General features: G+C 71.3%; 21 protein-coding genes. 9 read left to right on the forward strand and 12 right to left on the reverse strand.

Annotated features, from left to right (window positions below; all coding sequences use genetic code 11):
* Positions 1-27: 27 nt before the first annotated feature.
* The 4 genes from POL67_RS39410 to POL67_RS39425 are packed head-to-tail and all read right to left on the reverse strand — an operon-like array spanning position 28 to position 2,454.
* On the reverse strand, positions 28-453 hold the full coding sequence (locus tag POL67_RS39410; RefSeq protein WP_271925940.1) for a hypothetical protein: 426 nt from the start codon (positions 451-453) through the stop codon (positions 28-30).
* Positions 450-836 (reverse strand): hypothetical protein, encoded by a 387-nt coding sequence (locus POL67_RS39415; RefSeq protein ID WP_271925941.1) that lies wholly within the window; start codon positions 834-836, stop codon positions 450-452. Before POL67_RS39415 ends, POL67_RS39410 begins: the two co-directional genes overlap by 4 nt.
* Entirely contained in the window at positions 823-1,371 is a 549-nt protein-coding gene (locus tag POL67_RS39420) for an RNA polymerase sigma factor (protein WP_136929097.1), read from the reverse strand. The genes POL67_RS39415 and POL67_RS39420 overlap by 14 nt, the downstream gene beginning before the upstream one ends.
* Positions 1,372-1,383: 12 nt before the next feature.
* Positions 1,384-2,454, reverse strand: a complete 1,071-nt coding sequence (locus POL67_RS39425; RefSeq protein WP_271925942.1) for a hypothetical protein — start codon at positions 2,452-2,454, stop codon at positions 1,384-1,386.
* A gap of 781 nt (positions 2,455-3,235) precedes the next feature.
* Here POL67_RS39425 and POL67_RS39430 point away from each other — a divergent pair.
* The 8 genes from POL67_RS39430 to POL67_RS39465 all read left to right on the forward strand — a co-directional run bounded on the left by POL67_RS39430 (position 3,236) and on the right by POL67_RS39465 (position 10,818).
* Positions 3,236-4,246, forward strand: a complete 1,011-nt coding sequence (locus POL67_RS39430; RefSeq protein ID WP_271925943.1) for an AraC family transcriptional regulator — start codon at positions 3,236-3,238, stop codon at positions 4,244-4,246.
* A gap of 85 nt (positions 4,247-4,331) precedes the next feature.
* Complete coding sequence (locus POL67_RS39435) at positions 4,332-6,677, forward strand: Ig-like domain-containing protein (protein WP_271925945.1); 2,346 nt, start codon at positions 4,332-4,334, stop codon at positions 6,675-6,677.
* 41 nt (positions 6,678-6,718) lie between these two features.
* A complete protein-coding gene (locus tag POL67_RS39440; protein ID WP_271925947.1) occupies positions 6,719-7,306 on the forward strand; it encodes an endonuclease dU in 588 nt (195 codons plus the stop codon).
* Positions 7,307-7,488: 182 nt separating this feature from the next.
* Positions 7,489-7,863, forward strand: coding sequence for a hypothetical protein (locus POL67_RS39445; protein WP_271925948.1), 375 nt, complete (start codon positions 7,489-7,491; stop codon positions 7,861-7,863).
* Positions 7,860-8,552 (forward strand): hypothetical protein, encoded by a 693-nt coding sequence (locus POL67_RS39450; RefSeq protein ID WP_271925949.1) that lies wholly within the window; start codon positions 7,860-7,862, stop codon positions 8,550-8,552. Before POL67_RS39445 ends, POL67_RS39450 begins: the two co-directional genes overlap by 4 nt.
* 230 nt (positions 8,553-8,782) lie before the next feature.
* Positions 8,783-9,331, forward strand: a complete 549-nt coding sequence (locus POL67_RS39455; RefSeq protein WP_271925951.1) for a glycine cleavage system transcriptional repressor — start codon at positions 8,783-8,785, stop codon at positions 9,329-9,331.
* 153 nt (positions 9,332-9,484) lie between these two features.
* Complete coding sequence (locus POL67_RS39460) at positions 9,485-9,982, forward strand: bactofilin family protein (protein WP_271925952.1); 498 nt, start codon at positions 9,485-9,487, stop codon at positions 9,980-9,982.
* 170 nt (positions 9,983-10,152) lie between these two features.
* Positions 10,153-10,818: a type II toxin-antitoxin system RatA family toxin gene (locus POL67_RS39465; protein ID WP_271925953.1), complete on the forward strand. Its 666-nt coding sequence runs from the start codon at positions 10,153-10,155 to the stop codon at positions 10,816-10,818.
* On the opposite strand, the gene POL67_RS39470 is transcribed toward POL67_RS39465, so the two are convergent.
* The 5 genes from POL67_RS39470 to POL67_RS39490 all read right to left on the reverse strand — a co-directional run bounded on the left by POL67_RS39470 (position 10,819) and on the right by POL67_RS39490 (position 16,340).
* A complete protein-coding gene (locus tag POL67_RS39470) occupies positions 10,819-12,687 on the reverse strand; it encodes a DUF2169 domain-containing protein (RefSeq protein WP_271925954.1) in 1,869 nt (622 codons plus the stop codon).
* Between the two features lie 59 nt (positions 12,688-12,746).
* Positions 12,747-13,394, reverse strand: coding sequence for a TetR/AcrR family transcriptional regulator (locus POL67_RS39475; RefSeq protein WP_271925956.1), 648 nt, complete (start codon positions 13,392-13,394; stop codon positions 12,747-12,749).
* Complete coding sequence (locus POL67_RS39480) at positions 13,394-14,227, reverse strand: SDR family NAD(P)-dependent oxidoreductase (protein WP_271925957.1); 834 nt, start codon at positions 14,225-14,227, stop codon at positions 13,394-13,396. Before POL67_RS39480 ends, POL67_RS39475 begins: the two co-directional genes overlap by 1 nt.
* Positions 14,228-14,292: 65 nt before the next feature.
* Positions 14,293-14,940 (reverse strand): hypothetical protein, encoded by a 648-nt coding sequence (locus POL67_RS39485; RefSeq protein WP_271925959.1) that lies wholly within the window; start codon positions 14,938-14,940, stop codon positions 14,293-14,295.
* Positions 14,937-16,340 (reverse strand): selenium-binding family protein, encoded by a 1,404-nt coding sequence (locus POL67_RS39490; protein WP_271925961.1) that lies wholly within the window; start codon positions 16,338-16,340, stop codon positions 14,937-14,939. The genes POL67_RS39485 and POL67_RS39490 overlap by 4 nt, the downstream gene beginning before the upstream one ends.
* A 58-nt stretch (positions 16,341-16,398) precedes the next feature.
* On the opposite strand from POL67_RS39490, the gene POL67_RS39495 reads away from it, so the two are divergent.
* Positions 16,399-17,487, forward strand: a complete 1,089-nt coding sequence (locus POL67_RS39495; protein WP_271925963.1) for an SMP-30/gluconolactonase/LRE family protein — start codon at positions 16,399-16,401, stop codon at positions 17,485-17,487.
* Positions 17,488-17,490: 3 nt separating this feature from the next.
* Here the strand turns inward: POL67_RS39495 and POL67_RS39500 are convergent, their stop codons facing one another.
* Genes POL67_RS39500 through POL67_RS39510 form a run of 3 tightly spaced genes read right to left on the reverse strand, consistent with a single transcriptional unit; the run spans position 17,491 to position 24,385 of the window.
* Complete coding sequence (locus tag POL67_RS39500) at positions 17,491-18,582, reverse strand: TolB-like translocation protein (protein WP_271925964.1); 1,092 nt, start codon at positions 18,580-18,582, stop codon at positions 17,491-17,493.
* 9 nt (positions 18,583-18,591) lie between these two features.
* A complete protein-coding gene (locus POL67_RS39505; protein WP_271925965.1) occupies positions 18,592-22,962 on the reverse strand; it encodes a sigma 54-interacting transcriptional regulator in 4,371 nt (1,456 codons plus the stop codon).
* Between the two features lie 19 nt (positions 22,963-22,981).
* Positions 22,982-24,385, reverse strand: a complete 1,404-nt coding sequence (locus tag POL67_RS39510; protein WP_271925966.1) for a hypothetical protein — start codon at positions 24,383-24,385, stop codon at positions 22,982-22,984.
* Positions 24,386-24,536 lie beyond the last annotated feature (151 nt).

The raw sequence follows: 24,536 nt of genomic DNA on the forward strand, positions 1-24,536 counted from the left end.
GGCAGCGCCCCGGCGCAACGGCCTGGGTCATTCTGGCGGCGGACCTGGCGGCGGGCCTGGCGGGGGTGGGAAGCCGCCGTGGGGCCTTCGCTTGCGCTTCTCGTTGAATTCCTGGAAGCGCACGCGCTGCGAGGCGTCGAGGACTTCGAGGATTCGACCGTCGGTGCTCTTGTGAAGCGCTTCGAGTCCGTCGCGACAAGGCTTCATCGTGCGGTCGAGCTCGCCGTCGGTGTCGCGGAAGATGTCTTCGACCTTGGTGACTTGATCGGCTGTGAGGTCGAGGTGCCGGCGCATGGACTCGACACGCAGGTGCGTCCGGACCTCGCCGGGGGGGCCGCCGAAGCGCGAGCGGAGGTCCTGGAGCATGTAGGCGCGCATTGCGCCCGCGCCGGCGACGCCGCCGAGCACGAACACGCCCGCGAGCACGAAGGCGGGGAGCAGGCGGGATTTCATTCGTATACCTCGATGGAGGCCACGGACTCGAGGACGGCCGAGTCGTAGCCTGTCTCGGCCGTCCGCGACAGCCAGAGACCGAGGACTGCAGCCGCTGCGGCGCCGATCAGCGCGAACCGACCGAAGCGGACCACGCCGGACGACCATGGCGGTTCGGCTGGACGCGTGCTGCTTGCGGCTCCGATCGCGCTCATCACGGACGAGACGAAATCGTCGCTCGGAGCGAGGTCCGACGTCTCGCGTGTGATGCGCGCCAGACGATCGTCGGGCGGGACGATCGCGCGGAGCAGGGCGTCGGTCAGCTCGTCCGTTGGACGCAGATCGTCCGTGGCGCGGGCGAGTGCTGCGAGATGCGAAAGCGGATCTTGTTCACGCTCGACCATCGGACACCTCCCCCGCCTCGGTCTTCGTGCGGAGCGCGGCCCTCGCTCGCACGAGGCGCTGTTCGAGCGCCCCCTCGCTGCATCCGAGTGCCTCGGCGGCCTCCTTCGCCGAGAGCCCCTCCACGGTCACGAGCACGAGGGCCGCTCGATCTTGTGGTTGCAGGGCCTTGAGCATCACATCGAGCTCGTTCAGGGCGACGCGCGCCTCGGCGCGTACGAGCCCGTCGAAGCGGGGCTCGCCTGTCTCCTCGGCGGGACGCTCGCGCCGCTTGCGGAGCAGGTCGACACATGCGTTCGTCACGATCCGGTAGAGCCAGGTCTCGATCTTGGCGCGGCCGTCGTAACGACCTTCCGAGAGGGCGCGGAAGGCGCTGGAGTAGGCGTCCTGCAGCGCGTCCTCGGCGTCGGCGAGGTTGCCGACGAGGCGCGCCGCGAGCCGGTAGAGCGGCACGCGCGTGTGGTCGACGATCGGCCGGAAGGCGGCCACGTCTCCACCGGCCACGCGCGCTGCGACGAGCCTCAGATCGACGGACATGCGCGCTGGACTTTACCGCGAGGACGGCGCCTGCGTCTCGCCGTGTTCGCGCGGGCCCCGCTTGCCGCGGAAATGCGGGGGCATTTGGGGGCCTTCCTCGATGCGCTGCGCGAGCGTGCTCCGCTGCTCGGCGTCGAGCACCGGCACGATGGCCCCGAGCGCCTTCACGAGGTGATCACCACCCATCGGCGGCTGCGCGCCCTTCGGGGGCAGGAGCGCCTCGGCGTCGAACTTCTCGCCGCGGAACGAATCGAACCCTGCCTTCACGCGGGCGCGCATCTCCTCGTGCTTCTTCGCCCACGCCTCCCGATCCATCCCCTCGGGCTTCTCGGCCTTCTCGGGCCGCGAGGCTTCGAGTGCCGACTTGATCGCTGCGCGTTGCTCGTCGCGAAGCTCGAGCCCGTGCAGGAAGAAGCCCATCGGCCCGTGCTCCCCGCGCGGCCCGTGCATCGCGCCCTCGGGGCCGCGCGGCCCGCGCTCGCCGTCCTCCGGCCCACGCGGCCCGCGCATCGCGCCCTCGGGTCCACGCGGCCCGCGCTCGCCGCCCTCGGGACCTTCGCGCCGCGCGTGCTTCATGCCTTCGGGCCCGTGCTTCGCCATCCGCTCCTCGACGTGCGCCACGAGCGCTGCGCGCTGGGCCGGGGTGAGCGTCGCGTGCAGCGTGCCGAGGGCCTTCACGACGGCTGCGCGGCGCTCGCTCGCGATCTTGTCCACGTCGCCGAGCTTCGCCTTCACGGCGGCCTCGTCGATCTTGCCGGCGCGCACGCCGTCGGCGAGCGCCTTGTGGAACGCCTTCCGGTCGGCTTCGTGCGTGTCGCCGAGGGAGGAAAGCGCGCCTTCGATCGTCTTGCGCTGCTCGGGCGTCAGGTCGTCGAGCTCGTGGAGCGCCGTGGCGAGCAGCTCGCCGCCGCCGTGGTGCCGACCGAACTTCCCGCCGTGTCCCTGCGGGCCGGCCTGGGTCTCTTGCGAGGCCTCCGAGGCCGAAGCGACCTCTTCGTCCGGGCTCGCCGACGCGCAACCGCCCAGGGCGAGGGCAAGGGCGAAGGTAAGGGGCGCGAAGCTCTTCAGGGTACGGGTGAACATGATGGTCTCTCCTCGGCCTCGCTCGTGTTGCATCAGCGAGGTCTCGATCCAACTGACGGGGTGAGCCGGGCGATCCCTACGCGGGGACGATCTTTTTCGCTTGTGGTGGCGAGGGCGGGGTCGTGTTCCGCAGGGACGGGATCGTATTCCACAAGGGCGGGGTCGCTCGCGCCAAGGGCGGGGTCGTGTTCCGCAGGGACGGGATCGTATTCCACAAGGGCGGGGTCGCTCGCGCCAAGGGCGGGGTCGTGTTCCGCAAGGGCGGAGCTGTGTTCCGCGAGGGCGGGGGCGTGTTCCGCGAGGGCGGGTCGTGTTCCGCAAGGGCGGGGGCGTGTTCCGCGAGGGCGGAGCTGTGTTCCGCAAGGGCGGGGTCGCTCGCGCCAAGGGCACAACCTCTCGCGCCAAGGGCACAGCCTCTCGCGCCAAGGGCACAGCCTCTCGCGCCAAGGGCACAGCCTCTCGCGCCAAGGGCACAGCCTCTCGCGCCAAGGGCACAGCCTCTCGCGCCAAGGGCACAACCTCTCGCGCCAAGGGCACAGCCTCTCGCGCCAAGGGCACAGCCTCTCGCGCCAAGGGCACAGCCTCTCGCGCCAAGGGCACCGTGCCTCGCAAAAAGGACACCGTGGCTCGCAACGAAGGCACCATGACTCGCAACGAAAGCACCATGCCTCGCGCCAAGGACACGACCTCTCGCGTCAAGGACACCATGCCTCACCGCGAGGGCAGGGCGGGTCCGGTTATAGTCGGCGCAGCGATGCCTGCGCGTGCCCTCCTACGACCCATGCGCTCCCAGATCGTCGGCCCGATCTTGGCGTATCTCCGTAGCCTCGGCGTCGATCCATCCCCGCTCGTCGAGGCGTTTGGCCTGCCGCCCGACGCCGAGACCACGCCCGACGTCGTCCTGCCGCTCGCGAAGCTCTACGCGTTCCTCGACGAGGCCGGGCGCCTCTCGAACGATCCGTTCCTCGGCGTGCACGTCGCCGCGCAGCTCGAGCGCGGCACCTACGACCTCCTGGAGTTCAGTTGCCTGAGCGCGCCGACCGTGCGCGAGGCCCTCGTCCGCGTCGCTCGTTACACGGCGCTGCTCAACGATCTCGTCGTGGCGACCTTCGAGGAGCGAGGCGGCATGGGGCTCCTCCAGCAGCGCATCCCCGGCGCGCCCTTGTGCCTCGGGCGCCACGCGAACGAGTGCTTCGTGGTCCTCGTCCTCCTCCGGACCCGCGCCCTTTCGGGCGTCTCCGTCGTGCCGGAACGCGCGTGGTTCGGCCACCCCGCCCCGCGGGATACCTCGGCGCTCGCCGACGCGCTGGGGACGCATCGGCTGGAGTTCGACGCGGGCGCGACGGGGCTCGCGTTGCCCGGCGCGGCGCTCGATCTCCCGCTGGCGACGTCGGATCCGCGGCTGTTATCGGTCCTCGATCGCCACGCCGAGCGCTCCCGCGTGGCGCGCGAGCGGCCGCACGACTTTTTCGGCGAGGTGCGGCAACGCGTGTTCGAGAAGCTGCGCGGCGGCGCGCCCGATCTCGAGGAGGTGGCGCGCGCGCTCTCCATGAGCCCGCGCACGCTGCAGCGCCGCTTGACGGAGGAGGGCACGACGTTCCAGGAGCTCGTCGACGGGCTGCGGCGGGAGCTCGGCGGCGCGTACGTCCGTGATACGGAGCTGCCGCTCGCGGAGATCGCGGAAGCGCTGGGGTACCAGGAGACGGGCGCGTTCCTGCGTGCATTCAAGCGCTGGTACGGCGTCGCGGCGAGCCAGATGCGCGGCGCGCGCGCTCGCTCTGGCGCGCCCTGATCTCATTTCTGGCGCCCGCGGATCTCGCGTGAATCGCAGGGGCAATGGGAGGATCCCCCCGTCACCCCTTTTCACGAGGAGCATCATGCAGAACCGCGTTGCGATCTTCCTTTTCACCGTCGCGAGCCTCGCGGGCGGCGCCGGATGTGACGGCGACGCGTCCACGCCGAGCGGGAGCGCCGGCGGGGGAACAGGCGGACAGGGCGCACAAGGCGGCATGGGCCCCGGCGGCATGGGCCCCGGTGGCATGGGCCCCGGTGGCGCTGGCGGCGAGGGCGGCATGGGCGCCGGCGGCGCCGGCGGCGAGGGCGGCATGGGCCCTGGCGGCGCTGGCGGAATGGGCGGTGAGGGCGGCGCGGGCGGAAGCGGAAGCGGAGGCGCGGGCGGGAGCGGAGGCGCGGGCGGAAGCGGAAGCGGAGGCGCGGGCGGGAGCGGAGGCGCGGGCGGAAGCGGAAGCGGAGGCGCGGGCGGCTCCGGTGGAATGGGCGGTGCCGGCGGCTCGGGCGGCGGCGTCCCGATGTGCGTGACCTCGGCCGATTGCCCCTCGCCCGGCACCCCCTGCGCCGTGGCCACCTGCGAGGCCGGCGCGTGCGGCATTTCCTTCGTGGCCGCGGGGACGCCCCTCCCGGCACAGCAGGCCGGCGATTGCCGCGTCGAGCAATGCGACGGCGCGGGCCATACGACGAGCGCCGTCGACGGGAACGACACGCCAAACGACGGGAACGTCTGCACGAGCGACCAGTGTGACGCGGGCGTCCCCGCGCACCCGCCCCTGCCCATGGACACGGCCTGCAACCAGAATGGCGGAAAGCTCTGCGACGGCGGCGGGGCGTGCGTCGAATGCAACACCGGCGCGCAATGCACGAGCGGCGTGTGCATGGGCCACGTCTGCCAGCCGGCGAGCTGCGGCGACGGCGTGAAGAACGGATCGGAGACGGACGTCGATTGCGGCGGCGGAACCTGCTTGCCCTGCGCCTCGGGGAAGGCTTGCCTCACGGCGGCCGATTGCCAGACCGCCGCGTGCATCGACGGCCTTTGCCAGGCGCCCTCGGTCCTGAGCACCACGCCGGCCGACGCCGCGACGGGCGTGGCCGCGGGCGCGACGCTGGCCGTGACGTTCAGCACGCCCATGAACCCGGCGACGCTCGGCGCGCAGACGGACATCGGCCCCTGCACAGGCGCGATCCAGCTCTCGACCGACGATTTCGCCACATGCCTCAGCTTCGCCGCCGCGACGCCCACGATGTCGGGCAGCGGCACGGTCGCGACGCTCGTCCCGGCGCCGGCGCTCTCGTACGGCACGACGTACAAGCTGCGCGTGACCACGGCGGCCCAGGATCCGTATGGGAATGCCCTCGGCGCGGTGTACACGCAGATGGCGGGCTTTTCGACGGGCGCGCCGCCGCCTTCGTGCATCGGCTCTGTCGTGATCAGCCAGGTCTACGGGTATGGGGGCGAGTTCGGTGCGACGTATTTGAACGATTACATCGAGCTACACAACCGCGGCAAAACGCCGGTGCCCCTGACCAACTGGTCGCTGTATTTCGCGTCCCACAACGGGCTCTTCAACACGGCGTCGTACCTGAGCACTACCATTCCGCCCGGCGGCTATTTCCTGATCCAGGAGGGATCCGGCATCGGGAGTTATGGCACCTGGCTCCCGGTGCCGCCGGACATCGTGAACTACGCCTCGGTCTACGGCGGCCAGGGCAAGGTGGCGCTCATGAGCAGCTACACGCCGGTGAGCGGCGATTGCCCCCTCGGCAACGCGTCGCTCATCGATTTCATCGGCTATGGGAGCTCCGTGGGTTGCTACGAGTACGAGGACGAGGACGACTATACGCCCGGGCCCTACACGCCCGATCCGAAGAAAGCGCTCTTCCGCGTCGACGACGGTTGCAAGGACACGAACAACAACGAGGCCGACTTCGTGGTCGGCACCGCCGCCCCGCGGAGCAGCCTCGGCAGCCCGGCCCACATCTGCGATTGCGGCGCCGAAGACGCGACCGTCAACGAGTCGGACCTGCCCGCCGAGATCGACGATTGCAATCTGCAATTCCCGACGTCGCTCACCGTGGCCGCCGGCCAGACGACGCCCCTCGTCTACGGCCGCGTGTACGAGGCAGACATCACGAACCTGGCCGGCGCCCATGCCACGGTGAAGGCGGAGATCGGGTACGGCCCGGCCCACGTCAACCCGACGAGCCAGAGCGGCTGGCAGTGGTTCCCGGCCTCGTTCAACCAGCAATACGGCAACGACGACGAGTACAAGGGCTCGTTCACCGCCCCGGCCGCGGGCACCTACCGCTACACGTATCGCGTGAGCCTCGACGGCGGGCGCTGGACGTACTGCGACACGGACGGCGCGGGCTCCAATCCGGGCCTCACGTTCAACCCGGCCACGCTGCCGGTCCTCACCGTCACGCCTTGAGACGGTTGACATCTCGAACGACTTGACCCTCCCTCGGGCCCATGAGCCCCTTCTCCCACGTCATCGGCGTCGACGACGCGCCCTTCCCGCGCGCGCACCGCGGCGACGTGCCGATCGTGGGCGTCGCGTTCGCCGGGACCCGCCTGGAAGGCGTGCTCTCCTCGAAGGTGCGGCGCGACGGCGCGAACGCCACGGACGCCCTCGTCTCCATGATCAGTCGCTCGCGGTTCGCCGCGCATACCCGGCTCGTGATGATGGAAGGCATCGCGCTCGCGGGGTTCAACGTGGTTGACGTGCACGATCTCGCCGAGCGGCTCGGCATGGCCGTGCTGGTCGTGTCGAAGCGAGAGCCGAACATCCCGGCCGTGCGGCACGCGCTGCTCGAAAAGGTCCCGGGCGGCGCTCGCAAATGGAAGCTCATCGAGAAGGCCGGGGCCATGGATCCGTGCGCCGACCTCTTCATCCAGCGCGCGGGGCTCAGCATGGAAGAGGCCACCGCGGTGATCCGACGGCTCGCCGTCCACGGGCGCCTCCCCGAGCCCGTCCGGGTCGCGCACCTCGTCGCCAGCGCGCTCGCGGTCCCCGGCGCGACCCTCTCGTCCCGAGGGGAACTCCGCCGGCCTGGGTGACCCGCCGCCATACGGCTCCGCACCATCGCTTGGGCGCCCGCGAGCCGGTTGCAGACCACGCCGCACCATTGCAGATGCGTGTTCCGACGGCTGCGTGCATTCCGGCACGAGATCGGGCAGCCTGTCCTCATGCACCGCCTGTCCGACGCGCTGAAGACGTACCTGGAAGGAGGACGCGGATCATGATCCTGGCACCCGAACCCACGCCGCTGCAGGCGCTCCCTCGACCTGCTCGGCAGAAACACGAAGAGCTGCGAGCTGCCGCCGCGACGTTCGCCGACCTCGGGCTGAGCGAGCGCGACCGGAAGATCCTCGCGCTGGCGCGTCGCCATCTCGAAGGTGCGCCCGCCGATTTCGATGAAGTCCTGCGCGCGGTCCAAGCGTCGGTCGAGGAGCTGATCCCCGCGGGGCGCGTGTATCTCATCGGCGCCACGAAGACAGGGCCGATCCTGGGATCGATCATCTCGGGCGTCGGCATCGTCCCGGCCGAGGCGGGCGCCCTCGTGGTCCGGGCCCGGCACGGGGAGATCACGACGCTGGGGAGCTTCTTTTCATGAAGTCGACGTTTCCTTATTTCGATCCCGCGCAATGCGACTACGGCCCTGCTACCCGCGGGCTCTTGCGCATCATCGAGACGTGGGAGTCCATCGATTGGTTCGAGCCTCCGCGGCGCGACTCGTATGTCCAGCACGCCGCGAAGCTGCTTCATGAGCATCACAGGCTTGCCGAGACGTACATGCGGGGTCGGCGCGCCGAAACGTGCGACGTGCAGGTGTCGGTCGGCGGCGGCTCCGTGTTCTCGACATTGTACGAACGTGCCCGAAAGTGCCCGAATAGCTGGGACTGGAAGTACGGCTCACTCAAGCTCCTCTCGCTCCGGCACAAGGAGGTGATGGGCTGGAACCGCGGCGATCATGCGCGGACGATCTCCTGGAACGGCGACGAGCCTCGACCCCGCACGGGCCACATCATCGTGAAGTATGGCCGCGGCGATTGCTGGAACCTGCACGCCGAGGCCGACCTGCGCGCGGCGCTGCCCCCCGAACTCGTCGAGCCCGCCAGTTGGTATTTCCATTATGCGCAGGTGGACCTCAACGATTGCATCGAATGGCAGCTCGCCGAGCCCCACGGCAAGCTCGAAGCCAATCCTTTCTTTCCCCTCCTGCAATGTTATGCCGCCGGCGGCCACCCGTTCAGCATGAGCCCCCACCTGTACGTGCTCCACGCATTCGCCCGAGCCGCCTGACGTTCGTCGACGCGAGGCGCACTTTCCAGAGGCGCCGCCGCCCTGCCGGTCGAACCAGCGTTCCTGCCGAGCGGACGCTCGGGACGATCGACGCAGCGTCCCCGACGCGTTCTTGCCGTTCGTGGGGTGCGAGGCGATCCCGCTGAACGGGCGTCGACTCATCACACGCCGCGAGCTCGCTTTGCGATCTCGCAGAGCATCGAACGGTTCGATGCTCTAGGATGCGCCGCATGACGCAACAAGACGTGTACGTGGTCCTGTCCTGCCTGGGACCCGATCGGCCGGGCCTCGTCGCGGAGGTGACGGAGTACCTCACCAAGCACGGGGGCAACGTGGAGGACAGCCGCATGGCCATCCTCGGCGCCGAGTTCGGCATCCTCCTGCTCGCCTCGGGCCCCCCGGAGACCGTGGACGCCATCGAGAAGGACCTCGGCGACCTCCAGAAGAACACCGGCCTCACGGTGGTCGCGCGCCGGACGAAGGCCCCCGAGGAGCACCGCCGCGCCCCCACGATCCCCTGCGCCGTGACGGCCGAGGCGCTCGATCACGAAGGCATCGTGCGCGCCGTCGCCCGGGCCCTCGCCCACGCGGGCGTGAACATCGTCTCGCTCGAGGCCTCCGCGTACGCCGCGCCCGTCACCGGATCGCAGCTCTTCCGCATGGAAGCGCGCATCGACGTGCCCCAGTCGGTCGGCATCAGCAAGGTGCGCAAGGCCATGGACGCGGTCGCCGAGGAGCAAAACCTGGAGATCGAGGTGCGCTCGCTCATCAAGTCCTAGAGCGACGAAACATTCGGCGCTCTGCGAGATCGCGAAGCGAGCTCGCCTTCGGGGGGTGAATCGGCCGGGCTCCGCCTGGCCGAGAGGGGGACGCGAGGCGTCCCCCTCGGGACGGTTGCTCTCCGGGGCGTGGGTGGAGTAAGGCACGGAGGCATGGAGCCGCTCTCCGGACAGGACGATCCGCCGCAGCGCGTGGAGGCCTCGGGCGCACAGGCCGGGCATCGGCCCACGGAGATCAACGCCCTGCTCGGGCGTGGCACCCGCTTCGAGGGCAAGCTCTACTTCGAGGGCCGCGTGCGCCTCGACGGTGACTTCCAGGGCGAGATCCGCGGCGACGACGTGCTCGTCATCGGCGACGGCGCCCACGTCTCGGGCGACATCCTCGTCGGCGCCTGCATCGTCACGGGGGGCGAGGTCTCCGCGAGCATCCGCGCCCGCACCGCCATCGAGCTCTACGCCCCGTCCAAGGTCACGGGCGCGCTGCACGCGCCGGCGATCTTCATCGATCGCGGCGTCCAGTTCGACGGTACTTGCAAGATGGCGCCTCTCGACGAGGCCGACACGCGCACGAGCAAAGAAGCGGCGCCGCCCCCCTCGACGCCGGCACCGCCGACGCCCGCCTCCCCGGCACCGCCGGCAGGCGGGGCGTGAACGAACTGTCACGCCTCCGCAGGATTCACACGCCGCACAGCGGCATGACCGCCTGAGATCCTGCGGAGTTGGTGGGATTCCCCGATCCTCGGGGGAGAGCGGCATGGCTCCTGCACTTCGGGATGTCGACGACGACAAGGAATCCCCCTTGTCGTTTTCCGGAGACACCCATGACGCTTCGCCTGCGCCACCTCGCCTTCGCGCTGCTCACGACTCTGACCACCCTCAGCGCCGCGCCGAACGTCGCGCGCGCGGGTGACGAGGAAGCCGCGCGGCTCGAGGCCCGCGGCAAGGCGCAGCGGTACACGCAGAAGACGACGGAGCCGGAGAACTCGATCGACACGGGCGGCGCGGCGATCCTGGTGCACGCGCCGATCGACGAGGTGCGGCGGCTCGTCACGGATTACCGGCACTACGAGAAGGTCATCAAGCCCTTCAAGCAGAGCAAGCTGCTCTCGCGCACGAAGGGCGTGAGCGAGGTGTACCTGGAAGTGCCGATCCTGCACGGCGCCGCGACAGTGTGGGTCGTCACGAAGATCGGACAGCCTGTCAAAGTCGGGAACGAGGAGCGCATCACGGCGCGGATGGAGCGCGGAAACGTCGACGATTTCCGCGCCACGTGGAAGCTCCGCGCGGTGGACGGGGAGCGGACGATCGTGAAGCTGGAGATCCTCGTCGACCCGAAGATGCCCGTGCCCTCGGCGGTGGTGACGCCGGAGCTCTGCACGGCCGCGGACAAGGCCGTGACGGGGGTGCGTGATCAAGCCGAGAAGAACCACTCGACCGCCTCGGCCTCGCGCGCCGAGCCCCAAAGCGTGCCCGCCGAGGGCTCCTGATCAGGAAGCGCGCGCCGCGCCGATCGCGGCGGCGAGCTTCGACATGAGGCGGGGGTCGTCGACCAACCGCTGCGTCCACACTCTCCCGAGCCGCGCCTGATCCGAAGCCTCGAGCCCGAGCTCGGCGAGGACGTCCGCCGTCGTCCCGCGCTCGGCGGCGACCTGGAGCCGCGCATGCTCGACGAGCCCGACGCGCAAGCCGAGCCGCTCCTGCGTGGCGTGGTAGGCCGCGTCGTACGCGAGCAGGAGCTTGCGTTGGCCCTGCGCGGCTTCCTGGTCCATCGCGTCGGCCCAGTGTCGCTCGACGGAGGCCCACGACGCGCTGGAGAGAGCGTTCAGCGCGAGGAGCGCGTCGCGGCCGTCGGGGCGATGGCGCAGCTCGGCGGCGATCGTGGCGCACCGTTCGATGGGGATGGAGGCGGGATCAAAGGGGGCGGGAGAGCTCGGCGGCGGAGGGTCCGCGGGAGCGGAAGCGGGTGCGGGCGCGGGCGCGGCGGCGGACACGCGCGCAGACACGGCGGCGGGCGCGGCGACCTTTCCCCCCTGCACCGGCCCCGGGCGCGGCGGTGAGGGCCGCGGAGGGCCGGCGCTCGGGGCCGCGGGTTTGCCGAGGCGCGGGCCGAGGGGCGCGGGCGGCTTGATCGGCGGCTTGATCGCCGGCGTGGCAGGCGTTCGGGTCGAAGGCGGCGGCGCGGGCGCGTTCGGGAGTGGTTCGACCCGGCGGCCGATCTCGCGCGAAGACGGCGGCGCTGCGGCCTTCGGCATGTCGAGCGTCGTGTCCTCGGTGAGCGGCTCCGCGATGAGCTTCGGCGACGGCGGCGACACGGGCGGCGGCGGAAGCGGCGGCGCCGCGATGGGATCCTCGGGACGACGGAACGGCAAGGCGGCCGCCGGGTTCGACAGGCCCACCTCGTCGCGATCCGTGGGCAACGGGAGGGTGCGCGTGCGTTGTCGTTGCGAGACGTCGGGCGGCGCGGGATCGATGAACGTGATCGGCGGCGCCTCCACCCGCTCCGGCAGCACCATCGTGTCGCCGCTCTTCGGGGCGATGAGGACGGCGTCGTGCCGCATCTCCAGCAGGTTCAAGCCCGCCTCGACGTCTTCCTCCAGCGACTCACCGAGGCGAAGGAACCGATCGATCCGCTCGGCGCGGATCCGCTTCCCTTCCGGATGCGCGGCGACCACGATCTTGCCGACGTCGGCCTCGGCGCCGCTCTTCAGATCGGCCACGCCGCGGAACGTGAGGACCATCGTCTTCGCTGCGGCGTCGATGCAGAGCGTGTCGCAGCGGAGCACGATCTCGGTGACGCGCCCGCCCTTTGGATCGACGCGGAAGGCGTGGGGGCGGCGCTGCGGCAGGCGCGTCTCGATCCGGCCGGGCGTGGGCAGGATGCGGTCCATGCCGATGGAGGCGGCGATGCGGAGCAGGTCGATCCGCTGCTCGCGCGGGGCGCACTGGAAGAACGCAAAGTCGAACCCCTCGGGCGGGGGGCCCGCGGTCCGCGCCTCGCCGCCGAGCACGCCCTGCGCCCAGGCGTACGCCTCGTCGCCGAGGAGCAGCCGGCGCGACGGCGCTTGCGGGGGCACGGGGCCGCCGGCAGGGAGGCTTCCGCCTTCGACGGCGACGCGCGCCTCGGGGTCGGTGGCGCCTTGGACGAGGACGTCCACGCGGGGCTTGAGCGGCGAGAGATCCTCGACGCCGCCCTCGGCGAGGGTCGTCACGGGCACCTGCGTCTCGGCGACGGTCGCCTCTCCGCCGGGCACGATGGTGAACGTCGCCTTGACGATCACCGTGAGCGAATAAGCGCCCGGCGCAGCCTGCCAGATCAAGGCCCCGGCGCGAAAGGGGCAGAGCGAAAGGACCTCCACGCGGCGCGCAGTGTACGAAGAGCGCGCGAAAGGGGCGAGCGCTTCTTCGTGGATCCCGATCAGGGGCGCTTGCGCCGGGTCTTTTGCCGCAAGCCCGCCGGCCGGCGCCGGGGCGGGCGACGCAGGGCTTGCCAGATGCGCTCGGGCAGCTCCCGCGCCGCCTCGTCGAGGTCGATCTCGGGCGCGCCGGCGAGCCAGCGCCGGGCCGTCTCCGCGACCGGGCCGATGACCAGCATCTCGATCAAGGGCTCGGGCAACGGCACGATGCGCCCGGCTTTCACGTGCGGCCGGAGCCATTCCAGGATGGCGGCGAGGCGGCTCTGCTTGGAGGCGAGGATCATCGCCGCGTGGGCGGGCAGGAAGCTCGCATACGCCGAGGCATGCACGAACCGCGCGGACGCCGGCTGCGCGGCGGTATGCCGGAGGTAGGCCTGCACGAGGGCCGCGACGCCGGCGCGCGCCCCGCGGACGCCTTCGAGCGAGGCCACGAGGTCATCGAGCAGCGCGCCCATGCAGCGGGCATAAAGCGCGGCGGCGAGGCCGTCGGCATTGCCGAAATGGTGATACAGGCTCCCGAGGCTCACCCCGCTCGCGGCCACGACGGCGTGCACGGTGAAGGCCTCGTGTCCGCCTTTCTCGAAGACGTCGAGCGCCGCGTCGAGCAAGCGCTTCGTCGTGTCCTCGCCGCGCTTCTGCTTCGACGCCATCAGCTCGCCTCGCCCACCCCGGAGAGCGTTTGCGCCTGCGCCCAGAGCCCCGCCGCGAGCGCTTCCTTCTGCGCGACGGGGTGGAGCGCCGTCTCCACATCGAGGTGATGATATTTGCCCGTCACGCCTTCGAACGCCGGATCGAGCGCGAGCTTCACGACGGGCCGCGCGCCCTCCTCGGGGGATTTCCAGAGCCGCTTCACCACGCGCAGCAATCGGCCGAGCATCCCCTTCCGATCGCCGAGCCCCGTGCGAATGACGCCGGGATGCAGCGCGAGGATCGTCGGCCCGCGCTCTCTCCACCGCGCGGCGAACCGCGGGACCAGGAGCAGGTTGCAGAGCTTCGTCGTGGGATAGGTCCCGAGCGGATGAAAGTCTTCTCCGGTGGGTGTCTTTTCGAGATCGGGGCGACCCTTCACGGAAAGGCCGGCGCTCACCTGCACGACGCGGCTCCGGCCCTCGACGAGCCGCGCTTCGAGCAGGTGGTTCAGCATGAAGGGCGCGAGGTGATTCACGACGAAGGCCATCTCGAGGCCATCCTCGTTCAGGATCCGCTCGCTCGGCCAGAGTCCCGCGTTGTGGATCAGGACGTCGATGCGCGGACACGCCGCGAGGATCGCATCCGCCGTCGCTCGAATGCCACGTTTCGTGGAGAGGTCCCCCGTGACGAGCGAGACCTCCCCAGGCCCCGCGCCGCGCAGCTCGTCGAGTGCGCGCTCGCCGCGCTCCCGGTCCCGCGCATGCAGCACCACGCGGCACCCACGCAGGGCAAGCTCCCGCGCCACGGCGTGCCCGATGCCCCGGTTTCCCCCCGTGACGACGACGGTCTTCATGGACGGAAGGTAGCCGAGGACTGGAACAACATTCTAGAACATTGTTCCAGTCTCCGGCTCGCCGTTCAGAGCAGGAGCCCGAGCACCCCGGCGAGGATCAGGGCGCCGGCCCAGACCCGATCGAGGTCGAACCACGCGCGCCGGAGCATCGCCAGCCCGACCTTGTAGTAGACGACCAGCGCCACGAGCGCCGAGACCGCCAGCATCGCCAGGGTGTGCAGCGAGATCGCTGCCAGGTAGCCGCTGGGGCTCGACAGCGAGATCCCCGCGGCGTCATGGCAGGAGGGGCCGTGGCAAGGCGCGGGGTTGTCCTCGCCGAGCACGAAGACCGGCAGGAGCATGAGCCCCGCGCCGTGCGCCGTGGCCATCAGGAACGACCACACGACGAGGTCGCGTGCATTCACGCGCATGCCCACCCAGCGCGGGTGGCGCGGGCGCACGAGCTTGAAGATGCCGAAGGCCACGAGCACGCCGCCGGTGATCCACGGCAGGATGCCCGTCGGAATGCTCGCCTTGCCCGCCGCGAGCAGCCCCACCGCGAGCCCGACGCTCGCGGCGTGGCCGATGGCGATGGGCAAGAGCGCGCGCAGCACCGCTTTGCCGCTCTTCTCTTGCAGCCCGAGCGCCACCGCGAAGAGCCAGCCCATGCCGGGGCTCAAGCCGTGGTAGGCGCCGAGGAGCGCGAGCGTGATCCAGGGCCAGGCGCTCGTCACGGGTAGCAGAACGAATCCGAGGAAGCGTCGCCGCCTTCGAGCCGGACCTGGTGGGCCCGGCGCGGCCCGAAGTCCACGTAGAAGTCAGGATCCAGCGCGATCCCGCCGCCTTCCTTCACGTCGACCTTGACCATCCAGCCCTTGAGCCCGTCCGGATAGAACTGCTCGTCCCAGGTCGTGTAGAGCCCGCTCGTGAAATAGATGCGCTTGCCGTCGCGGCTCACCTCGACCATCTGCGGCGCGCCCGTGAGCGGCCCGCCCGAGCGCGGGTGCGGCGTGCGCCGCGCGATGCCGCCGATGTGCACCGAGCCCACGTGCTTCGGCTCGTGCGGGTTCGACACGTCGTACTGGCGCAGCTCGCCCGTGCCCCAGCAGGAGACGTAGAGGTACTTGTCGTCGAGCGAGAGGTTGATGTCCGTCACGAGCGGCGGCACCGCGCCAAAGCCCTTGAGCAGCGGCGGCAACTGGTCCGCGGACGCAGGCTCGGCCGGGATCGTGATCACCTTCTTGATCGCCCAGCGCTCGCCTTCGCGGTACCAGAGCCAGACCGAGGCCGAGAGGTCCGCGACGCTGATGACCACGCCCATGAAGCCCCAGGCCTTCGTGGGATCGTGCGCGGGGCGCAGCTCGAGGGCCATCTGGTGCTCGTCGCCGATATCGAGCGCCTGGACGTGCTTGCGGCGGCGCAGATCCCACACGTGCAGCCGGTGGCCGTACTTCTTGCCGAGGAGCAGTTCGGGGACGACGCCGTCCTCGATCATCTTCGGCGTGCCCCACTCGCTCGAAATCAGGGTGTCGTGGCCGAGGTGCCACCAGAAATCGTAGTGCAGGTACTGCGGGCCGCGGTCGATCTCCCAGCGGCCGAGCACGTCGAAGCTCTCGCAGTCGAGCATGAAGATGCCGCCAGGGCCCTCGCCCGCGGGATTGCCGAGCGCCGAGACGTAGATGCCGTCCGGCCCGCAGTGCAGCGTGTGCGGGCGCGAGTAGCCGGTGCGCGAGGCGATCTCGTCGGCCTCGATCGTGCGGACGAGCTTGGGCCTGCGCGGATCGAGCTTCGTGTCGAAGATGTAGATGCGCGACGAACGCAGGGCCGGGAGCATCAGGTAACGGCGCTCGACGTGGGGGTGCGGCGCGTAAGGGCAAAGCGCGGCGCTGCACGCGTTCCAGCCGGAGTGGTGCAGCTCGTCGCCGAAGTTCGGCACCTCGGCGAGCGCGATGATCTGGCTGTAGGTGGGCGACCGCGGATCGAGGTCGACCGTGGCGAGGCCGTCGCGGAGCGGGTTCGGGCGTCCGAGCACGGCGTTCGCGTCCGGGGCGGCGACGTAGGCGAACCGCTCGCGCGGCGCGTCCATGGCCATACGCGGCGACGGATAAAACGTAGGATCGGGTCGGAAGGGCATGGCTTCTCCGGGGAGACGGCCCGAGGATAAGGCCATGTCGTACTTCCTTGAAAGACAAATGATACGCGAAACCCTGCTGGTCCTATCGCTGATTGGCGCGGCGGGCTGCGGGCCGAGCGTCGCCGTCGATTCGTCAGCGCACGTCACGCCGCCGATCGAGCACATTCCAGATCCGGCCGAGGAGGACACCTGCGCGCAGGGGGAGGTGGTCACGATCGCCACGATTCACGACCCCGCGGGCCTCGCGCTGGGCGAGGGAAACCTCTTTTTCACGGATGGGGGCGATCTCTACGGTTGCGACGGGGCCGTGGTTGCGGTCTCGCTCGCAGGCGGCGAGCCCGTGGCCCTCGCCAGCGAGCTCTGCGCGCCGAATCGAATCGTGTACGCGGATCGGGCGCTCTACTGGGCCAGCCATTCGGGGTACGTCGCGCCGAACGGCCGCGTCACACGTTTCTCGCTCGAAGATGGCACCAGGGAGGACCTCCTCGTGGGGCTCGTCTCCCCGAACGCGATCGCGGTCGACGGGAAGTACGTTTACGTGGGCGAGCTCGTCACGTACGAAAAACTCCAGAGCCCGGGGCGGTTGCTCCGGCTCGATCGCGCGACTCACGAGACCGTCGTGCTCGGTGAAGCCCCCGGCGGCGTGGCTGGCATCACCTTCGACGCTAAATATGTGTACTGGACCGGATCCGTCGGATTCTTGAACGGCAAAGAAAATCACGACAGCAGCGTGTGGCGGGTCCCGAAGGAGGGCGGCGAAGCGGTCCAGCTCATGGGGGGTTTGGCGTGGCCGTTTGGTTTGTCACGGGTAGGCACGCGCGTGGTCTTCGCCCATAGCCACGACGGGGAGATCGTTTCGATGGACGCCCATGGCGGCGAGCCGCAGGTGCTCGCCGACGGCCTCGCGTATCCGAACGACGTGGCCGTGGATGCCAAGGGCGAGGTCTTTTTTGGCTCCGGGGACGCCGTCGACGAGGGCCCCCAAGGCCTGTTCGCCGTTCCGCTCGACGGCAGCGCCCCGCCGCGGCTCGTCGCGGGCGCCCTCGGATCGCCCGACCAGGTCGCCCTCGGAGCGACCTGCGTCTACTGGACCGAGAAGTACGTCGACGATGATTTCAATGGTGTCGTCCGAAAAGCCCGGCGCTGAAGCTCATCGCGCTGCCGCGCGGATCACCATCGCGCCACCCACCCCGCGCGCGGCCACCACGGTCATCCCCTCCCCCGCCACCGGCGCGTGAAGCTCACCGCCCTCCAGGCCCGCCACCACCGTCGCTTCCGCTGCGAGATCGGCGGGCTGTCGATGAAGCGTGGCGGGCCCGCCGCTGCGCCATTGCACCCATTCGATCCACGCACCCCGCGCCGTCGGCCGCACGTAAGGCTGCGCCGTCTCGATGTCCACGACCGACACGTCCGCCTCGCCGTCCTCGCGCACGCCCCCCACGACGAGCGTGTACGCGCTGAACTTCGGCTCCGGGTGCAGCGGCCCCCATTCGAGGTAGACCACGCGCTCGTCCGCGCCGAGCAACGGGAAGGCTTGTTTTCCGGGCCGCGCGCGGCGTGTCGTTCGCCCCGTCCCGCGCTCCATCACCACCACGTCCGCCGCGTCGGTCGCATTCTCGTCGAACCGGCCATCCACGTCCTCCGCGAAATCGGTGTATGCCACGTGCGTGCCGGAGACATCTGGGAATCGCTGCTGTCCGGGCCCGCTCGCCACGACCTCGGCAGAGGGTTTTCCCGGCGCGTAAAGAAAAACGTCCGTATCCCCCGCCTCGTCCGCCGAGAGCCAGCCCGTGAACGCCACCCCGTCCCCCGCCGCGCGTGGCTCTCCCGCGTGATCAAAAGCGCCCGTCACCGTCCGCGTCGCGCCCTCCGCGCGCACACGCACCACGCGCCGCCCCGCCTCCACGGCTTCCCACGCCACGACGCCACCGAAGGCAGTGGGCCTCCGCGGCGCCTCCGCCGCCGCCGCGAGCGTCTCCTCCGTGCCCCGCGCGAGATCCCGCGCCCGCAGCGATCCGTCCGGATGCACGTACACGAGCAGGCAACCGGCCATGGCGTGCGGCGCATACCCCAGCGTGTATCCGCTCCCCCCCGCGCCGTCCGTCGACGCGACCGCAATCCCCTCGGCCGCGGTCGCAGCGCAGCCGAGGGGCGCCGTTCCCTCCGCCTCCGCGCCGCACCCCGCGAGGAAAACCGCTCCGAACAACCCAAGCCATTTCCGCATTTCATCCCTGCCCATCACGCGCACCACCTACCCGATCTTTTTCCGTGCAGGGGCCGACTCGCGCATTCCGAGCCGCACCATTCGTTTCTTGAGCCCCTGCCTCGACAACCCCAAGACCGCAGCCGCCTGGCTGATGTTCCCTCCCGTCTCCGCGAGGGCCCGCCGGATCGGCGCGCGCTCGTCCACCTCGGGGACCTGCGCGCTCCGCCCGCGAATCCCCCGCGGCAGGTGCGCCCGCTCGATCCGCGACGCGCCGAGCACGCCGAGCCGCTCCATCACGTTGCGCAGCTCGCGCACGTTGCCGGGCCATGAATGCGCCGACAGCGCGGCGAGCGCGTCGTCGGCGAACGTCGCGCCCGGGAGGAAGGCACGGCAAAGGAGCGGCACGTCCTCGGCGCGCTCACGCAAAGGCGGGACGCGGATCGTGATTGCGTTCAATCGATAAAAGAGGTCCTGCCGGAACGTCCCTTCGGCGACCGCCTTTTCGAGGTCGCGGTTCGTCGCGGCCACGATCCGCACGTCGAACGCGCGCTCGTCGTCGCTGCCGATCGGCCGGAACCGCCGCGCTTCGAGCGCCCGGAGGAGCGAGGCCTGCCGGAGGAGCGAGAGTTCGCCGATCTCGTCGAGCAAGAGAGTGCCGCCGTTCGCTTGCACGAGGAGTCCCGTGCGCGCCCGGTCCGCGCCCGTGAAGGCGCCACGCGCGTGCCCGAAGAGCTCCGCCTCGAAGAGCGTGTCCGGGATTCCGCCGCAGTTCATTGCGACGAACGGTCCCCGCGCCCGCGGCCCGAGGTCGTGGAGCGCCCGCGCGAACAGCTCCTTCCCCACGCCGGTCTCGCCGACGACGAGGACCGGCAGATCCCCCGGCAATGCCGCTTCGAGCCGCCCGAGCGCGCGCGCGAGCGCCGGCGAATCCCCCACGATCCCTCGAATGCTGCGGCGTGGCCCGGAGATCGGGATCAGGGTCGTCGCGCCCGGGGGATCGGCCGAGGGTGTTCCGGCCAAACCAGGATCCTTCCGCGCGGCCGGGCGCAGGGCCTGCGTCTCCTCGTCCGGCTCGGCGGCGATCGAGAGGCGGAAGACGAGCGCCGCGAGAATGCCCCATCGACGCGCCTCCGCAGCCGTCACGTGGTCGAACGCGCCGGGGCGGAAACGATGCTCAACCACGACGATCGCGCTCCCCAGCGGCCCCTCGGGCCCCACGACGACGAGCCGCGCGCCCCGGCCTCCCGCCGTGGGGATGTCGCGCTGATACAAGGGCTCCGCGCTGCCGAGGGCCTCCCGCACGAGGACCACGTCGAGCCGCTGCCCGGCCTCCGCGAGGGCAAGACCGTCCAGATCCGCGCCATGAACCGCGCCGATCCGCGCCGCCGCGTCGACGAGCGCCACGAACGCCCGCTCGGCGCCCGCGCGCGCCACGATACGCCGCGCGAGATCGAGGCCGAGCTCGCCTTCGGACGCGCGCGCCGCGCCGGCCAGAAAATCCCACAGCGCGTCGTCCTCCCCCGCCTCGTCCGCCACCATGCGCGGAGCATATCGAACGGGCCGCCGCGCCGCGAGCGCGCGGAAAAGGGCCTCCCGCGCTTCGGACTCGCCCTCCACGAGCCGCGCCGCCCGCGCGCGCCGGAGCGCGCCGATCGCGATCCGCGCCGCGCGCCGTGGCTCCGCCGGCAACGTCGCGAGCCGCGCCTCCACCTCCGCGAGACACGCCCGCACATCGACAAGCGCGTCGCGCGCCCGCGCCTCGGCCGAAAGCTCGCCGAGCGCCACGAGCGCGCCCGCGCCGTCGCCCGCGCGGGCCCGGATCCGCGCGCGCAGGATCGAGAGATCGGCCCGCACCACCGCGGGGACCGATGCGCCGAGCGCCCACGCCTCCGCGACGAACGGCGCCGCCGCAGCAAATTGGCCCCGACGCACCTCGAGCTCGGCCCGCGCGAAGAGGCACCAGCCGAGCCCCGCCTCCTGCCCGAGGGATCGCGCAAGCAACGTCGCCTCGGTGAGCGCCGCCTCCGCCTCGATGTGCCTCCCTGCGCGCCCGAGCGCCATGCCGAGGTTCATCAGGCACGAGCGCATGCCCGCGCGATCGCCGAGGCGCCGCTTCTCCCCGAGCGCCCGCGAAAACGTGACGATCGCCAGATCCGCTCGATTCCGATACAGCGCGACGACGCCCGCATTGTGGTGGATCCGCGCGAGCTCCTCGGGATCGTCCGAGCCCCGCTCGTCGAGGATCTCCTGCGCGCGGGCGAGGTGCTCGGCCGCGTCCGCGGAATGGGCGGAGAACAAGGCGACAAGGCCGAGCGTGCCGTGGGCGAACGCTTCGGCCTGCCTGTCGTTCGTGTGCCGCGCCGCCACGAGCGCCTCCTCGGCGAGCGCGCGTGCCTCCGGCGCCTCCCCGGCGCGGGCCTTTTGCTCGGCGCGCCGCCGCAAGGAGAGGGAGCGCAAGCTCGTGTCCTGCAAGGCCGCCTCGTCGAGCCAGCGCAGCACCTCGGGGTGCGCCCCCGGCAACCCCGCGTCGCGGACCAGCCGCTCCAGCCGGCACAACAAGGCCGGCGTGCGCCGCGCCGGGGTTTGCAGGAGCAAAAGGAGCGCGTCGATTTCGAGCGAAAGGAGCCCGGTCTCCCGCGCCGCCTGCGCCGCCCGCGCAAGGAGCGCCTCCCGCCGCGCCGGCAGGGCCGCCGCGGACGGCGCCTTTGCCACGGAGAGCAAGGCCGCGGGGTCGGCGCCAGGTTCGCCGAGCCAAACCTCGGCCGTGAGGTCCACGAGCTCCGGCGTGGCGAGCGCCGCCGCGAGATCGGGCCCGAGCTCGGGCGAGGCGAGCACGTACCGCACGTCCCCGGACGCCCGCCGTCCCACCAAGGACGCCGATAGAAGCTCTGCGAGGAGGGATGCACCCTCGCCTCCGAGGCGTCGCGTGATTGCATGGCAAACGCCCTCGGGCATGCCCCCCGCCGAGAGCGCGATCGCCGCGAGCACGCCCCTCGCCCCGGCCGACAACCCCGACGCCCGCCCGAGCGCCGTGTCCCGTTCGAGCGGCACGCGCCCGAGCGACGCCAAGAGCCAGCCGGGCAACCCCTGCGAGGCGGTCTGCGCTCGTTCGATCGCCGCCGGATCCGACAACCCCAGCGAATGGCATAACGCGACAAACGCCTCCCCCACGAGCGGCTCGATCCGCAGCACGTCCGCGCCCGGAGGCGCGGCACGCGCCGTCACCACCACGTCGAGCCCCGGCGCGCGGGCGCCGCGGCAACGATACACGTCGAGCGCCGCCGCGAGCTCGGGCGGCCCTGCTTCGAGCCCGTCGAGCAAGAGAAGCGCCGCCCCGCCTTCCGCCGCGGCCGCGAGCGGCGGTGTGGGGGCCATTCCGCGGAAAAACCCGATCAGGCGGGGCAGGATCGAGCCCGCCTCGGCGGGCAACACGACGAGGCGCGCGGTTCGTCCGGCGCAAAGCGTACGCGTCAAGAGCTCCCGCGCGAGGTGGCTCTTCCCCGCCCCGCTCGGCCCCACGACGTACCGCACGGGCGCGGCCGACGGCGCGGAGAGCGCGGCGATCTCCTCCTCCCGCCCTATCGGCGAAGGGGGCGCCCCGAGCCGCCCGCCCGCCCGCATCGCCGAGGCTCCGAGGAACGACAACACCCGGCGCGCGTCCTCGGGCCGATCGAGCGGGTGCGCTTCCACGAGCGCCTCGACGATCTCGGCGAGCGCCGGGCGGAGCCACGGGCACAAGGAAAAAAGCCGCTTTTTCGTGTTTCCCGGCGGCGGAGGCGCCCCCGTGGCCGCGGCCCAGGCGAGCGCGCCGAGGCCATACAGATCCGAACGAATCGTCGGCGCCGCGCCCGCCAGCACCTCCGGCGCCGCATACCCGGGCGAGGCCGCCACCGGCGCGCCCGGGGCGCGGGCCCGGAAAAACACCGCCGCGCCGAGATCGAGCAGGACGGGCCGCACCCCGCGCGCCTCGGGCCGCATGCGCACGTGCGCCGGCTTGAGATCCCCATGCAAAAACCCCGCGTCGTGCAGCGCCGCGAGCGAGGCCGCGACGCCCGCGCAGAGGTCCGCGAGCCGCGCATTACGATCCGCGTCGTTCGGCGCGCCTCGCACCCACGTCGCCGCGTCGAGCCCCGGGACGAAGTCCTCCACGAGGAAGGGTGCGCCCGTCCGCTCGTCGTGGCCGAGGTCGTGCGCGCGCACGACGCCGGGCAGCCGGAGCCGCGAGAGCAACGCGAACTCGCCCAGCAAGGCCGACGGCTCGAACGCGCCGGGCCGAAACACCTTCGCCGTGAGCGCGCGGGCCGGGTCCTCCCGATCGACCACGCGCAGCACGATCCCTTGCGCGCCGCGCCCGAGCGGCTCGCCCGCCGCATAACGGGCATGCACCAACCGCGCATCTCGGTCGCGGCGTCCCATGGCGTTCGAGTCTACCCGCTCATTCGCCCACCGTGGCGCGTGTCTCGGCCGAGGTCACCGCCGCGAGGAACGGAGCGCCCCAGGAGGGCTCGGCGAGCAGGCCGAGGGCGCGGCGCAGGCGTGGCTCGGCGAACCTTCCGAGGCCGAGGAAGTGGGCCTTCGCCGCGGCCTCGGTCGCGGGATCCGAGAGGCCCTTCGCCGCGGCGACGTCGCCCGCTTCGAGGTCGGGCGTGATCACCTCGACGCGGATCATCATGACACGGGTCACGTGGTCCGGCGCGGGGTCGACCGTGAGGGGCAAGGTCGCGTCGGTCCAGGTCTGTGGCGCGAGGTAAAACACCCGCAGGCCCGGGGTGCGGAACCATTGCCGCTTCCAGGTGGCCACCATGGCGAGGGATTCGTCGTGGTAGAGGCCGGCGCCGTCGAGCGCGGTCGTGACGGCCTCGCCGAGGGCCTCGACGAACACGTCGAGCGTCTTGACCGCAACGAGCGCCGGGGCTTCGAGGTCCACGGTTTGGCCGGGCAAGACGCCCGCGGGGACCACGGAGAACGCGCCGCTCGCCTCTCCCACGTTCACCACGAAGAGCGCCCCGAGCGCGTCGGGCAAGGTGTTTTCGACGCGGACCGTGTTCGCGGCCGCGGTCACGCGCGCGGGCGGCGTGAGGTTGCCGAGGCCACGATAAAAGAGGAACCGCTCGGCCTCCGGCGCGCCGCTCGCCGTGGGCACGGCCGTCACGCGCACCGCATTCGCGTCGACGGCGCGCGCGTGGCTCCACGTGAACGCGTCGAGCGAGGCCTCGGGCAGCTCCACGTCGGCCCCACGCGGCAGGATCTCCACCTCGCCCCAGTCGAGCAGCCCCTGCCCGACGGCGCCGTGTTTCTCCTGGCAGGTGGGCCCGTTCCAGGGAAAACTCGGATCGAGCACCGGATCGGCGTCCGCGAGGAGGTTCGGCACCGCGTTCGCCTTCGCCACCCACGGATAGAAGCTCGCCACCGCGGGATACCATTGCGTGAGCACGCCACTCGGGAACGCCACCTGCACGCGCGCCTGCATCGGTTTGTCCGAGTAAAAGTACGTGACGGGCGTCTCCATCTTGACGTGCACCGAGGTTGCGTCCGGCAGGGTGCCGGCGCGGATGCGGTCGTAGACGAAGCCCGGCAGGTCCTCCTCCTCGTGGTGCAATCCGCGCTGCAGCGAGCCATCCGAGCCCACGACCACGGTATCGGTGCCCCACTCGTGCACGACGAATCCCTTGCCCGCATACGCCGCCGAAGGATCGGTCGAGGGCTGGGGCGCGCCGGACGGGCTCCCCTCCCCCGGCGCGACGCCTCCGCCGGAGACGACCTCGACCGCACAGGCGGGGACGAGGGTGAGGACGAGGGGGAGCAACGCGACGCGGGAACCAAACGATTGCAGGGTCATGGATGGCCTCCGCGCTCCCCCGAGCAGGGCACGTGCCACACGGAAATGCCTGTACTTTCGCGCGTTCGCGCGCCGCGAACTGGGAACCAGTTCCCACCACCGATGGCAACCGGTCGCGGCGGGTTGCCAGTCGGGGTTCCCGAGCGTGCGC

Source organism: Polyangium mundeleinium (assembly GCF_028369105.1).
In the GTDB taxonomy this organism is placed as follows: Bacteria; Myxococcota_A; Polyangia; order Polyangiales; family Polyangiaceae; genus Polyangium; species Polyangium mundeleinium.

Coding starts and splice junctions, on each gene's coding strand:
- POL67_RS39425 (WP_271925942.1), bottom strand. CDS start 2,454: ATGTTCACCCGTACCCTGAAGAGCTTCGCGCCCCTTACCTTCGCCCTT.
- POL67_RS39490 (WP_271925961.1), bottom strand. CDS start 16,340: ATGCCCTTCCGACCCGATCCTACGTTTTATCCGTCGCCGCGTATGGCC.
- POL67_RS39445 (WP_271925948.1), top strand. CDS start 7,489: ATGATCCTGGCACCCGAACCCACGCCGCTGCAGGCGCTCCCTCGACCT.
- POL67_RS39435 (WP_271925945.1), top strand. CDS start 4,332: ATGCAGAACCGCGTTGCGATCTTCCTTTTCACCGTCGCGAGCCTCGCG.
- POL67_RS39505 (WP_271925965.1), bottom strand. CDS start 22,962: ATGGGACGCCGCGACCGAGATGCGCGGTTGGTGCATGCCCGTTATGCG.
- POL67_RS39410 (WP_271925940.1), bottom strand. CDS start 453: ATGAAATCCCGCCTGCTCCCCGCCTTCGTGCTCGCGGGCGTGTTCGTG.
- POL67_RS39480 (WP_271925957.1), bottom strand. CDS start 14,227: ATGAAGACCGTCGTCGTCACGGGGGGAAACCGGGGCATCGGGCACGCC.
- POL67_RS39460 (WP_271925952.1), top strand. CDS start 9,485: ATGGAGCCGCTCTCCGGACAGGACGATCCGCCGCAGCGCGTGGAGGCC.
- POL67_RS39465 (WP_271925953.1), top strand. CDS start 10,153: ATGACGCTTCGCCTGCGCCACCTCGCCTTCGCGCTGCTCACGACTCTG.
- POL67_RS39495 (WP_271925963.1), top strand. CDS start 16,399: ATGATACGCGAAACCCTGCTGGTCCTATCGCTGATTGGCGCGGCGGGC.
- POL67_RS39475 (WP_271925956.1), bottom strand. CDS start 13,394: ATGGCGTCGAAGCAGAAGCGCGGCGAGGACACGACGAAGCGCTTGCTC.
- POL67_RS39440 (WP_271925947.1), top strand. CDS start 6,719: ATGAGCCCCTTCTCCCACGTCATCGGCGTCGACGACGCGCCCTTCCCG.
- POL67_RS39450 (WP_271925949.1), top strand. CDS start 7,860: ATGAAGTCGACGTTTCCTTATTTCGATCCCGCGCAATGCGACTACGGC.
- POL67_RS39455 (WP_271925951.1), top strand. CDS start 8,783: ATGACGCAACAAGACGTGTACGTGGTCCTGTCCTGCCTGGGACCCGAT.
- POL67_RS39510 (WP_271925966.1), bottom strand. CDS start 24,385: ATGACCCTGCAATCGTTTGGTTCCCGCGTCGCGTTGCTCCCCCTCGTC.
- POL67_RS39430 (WP_271925943.1), top strand. CDS start 3,236: ATGCGCTCCCAGATCGTCGGCCCGATCTTGGCGTATCTCCGTAGCCTC.
- POL67_RS39420 (WP_136929097.1), bottom strand. CDS start 1,371: ATGTCCGTCGATCTGAGGCTCGTCGCAGCGCGCGTGGCCGGTGGAGAC.
- POL67_RS39415 (WP_271925941.1), bottom strand. CDS start 836: ATGGTCGAGCGTGAACAAGATCCGCTTTCGCATCTCGCAGCACTCGCC.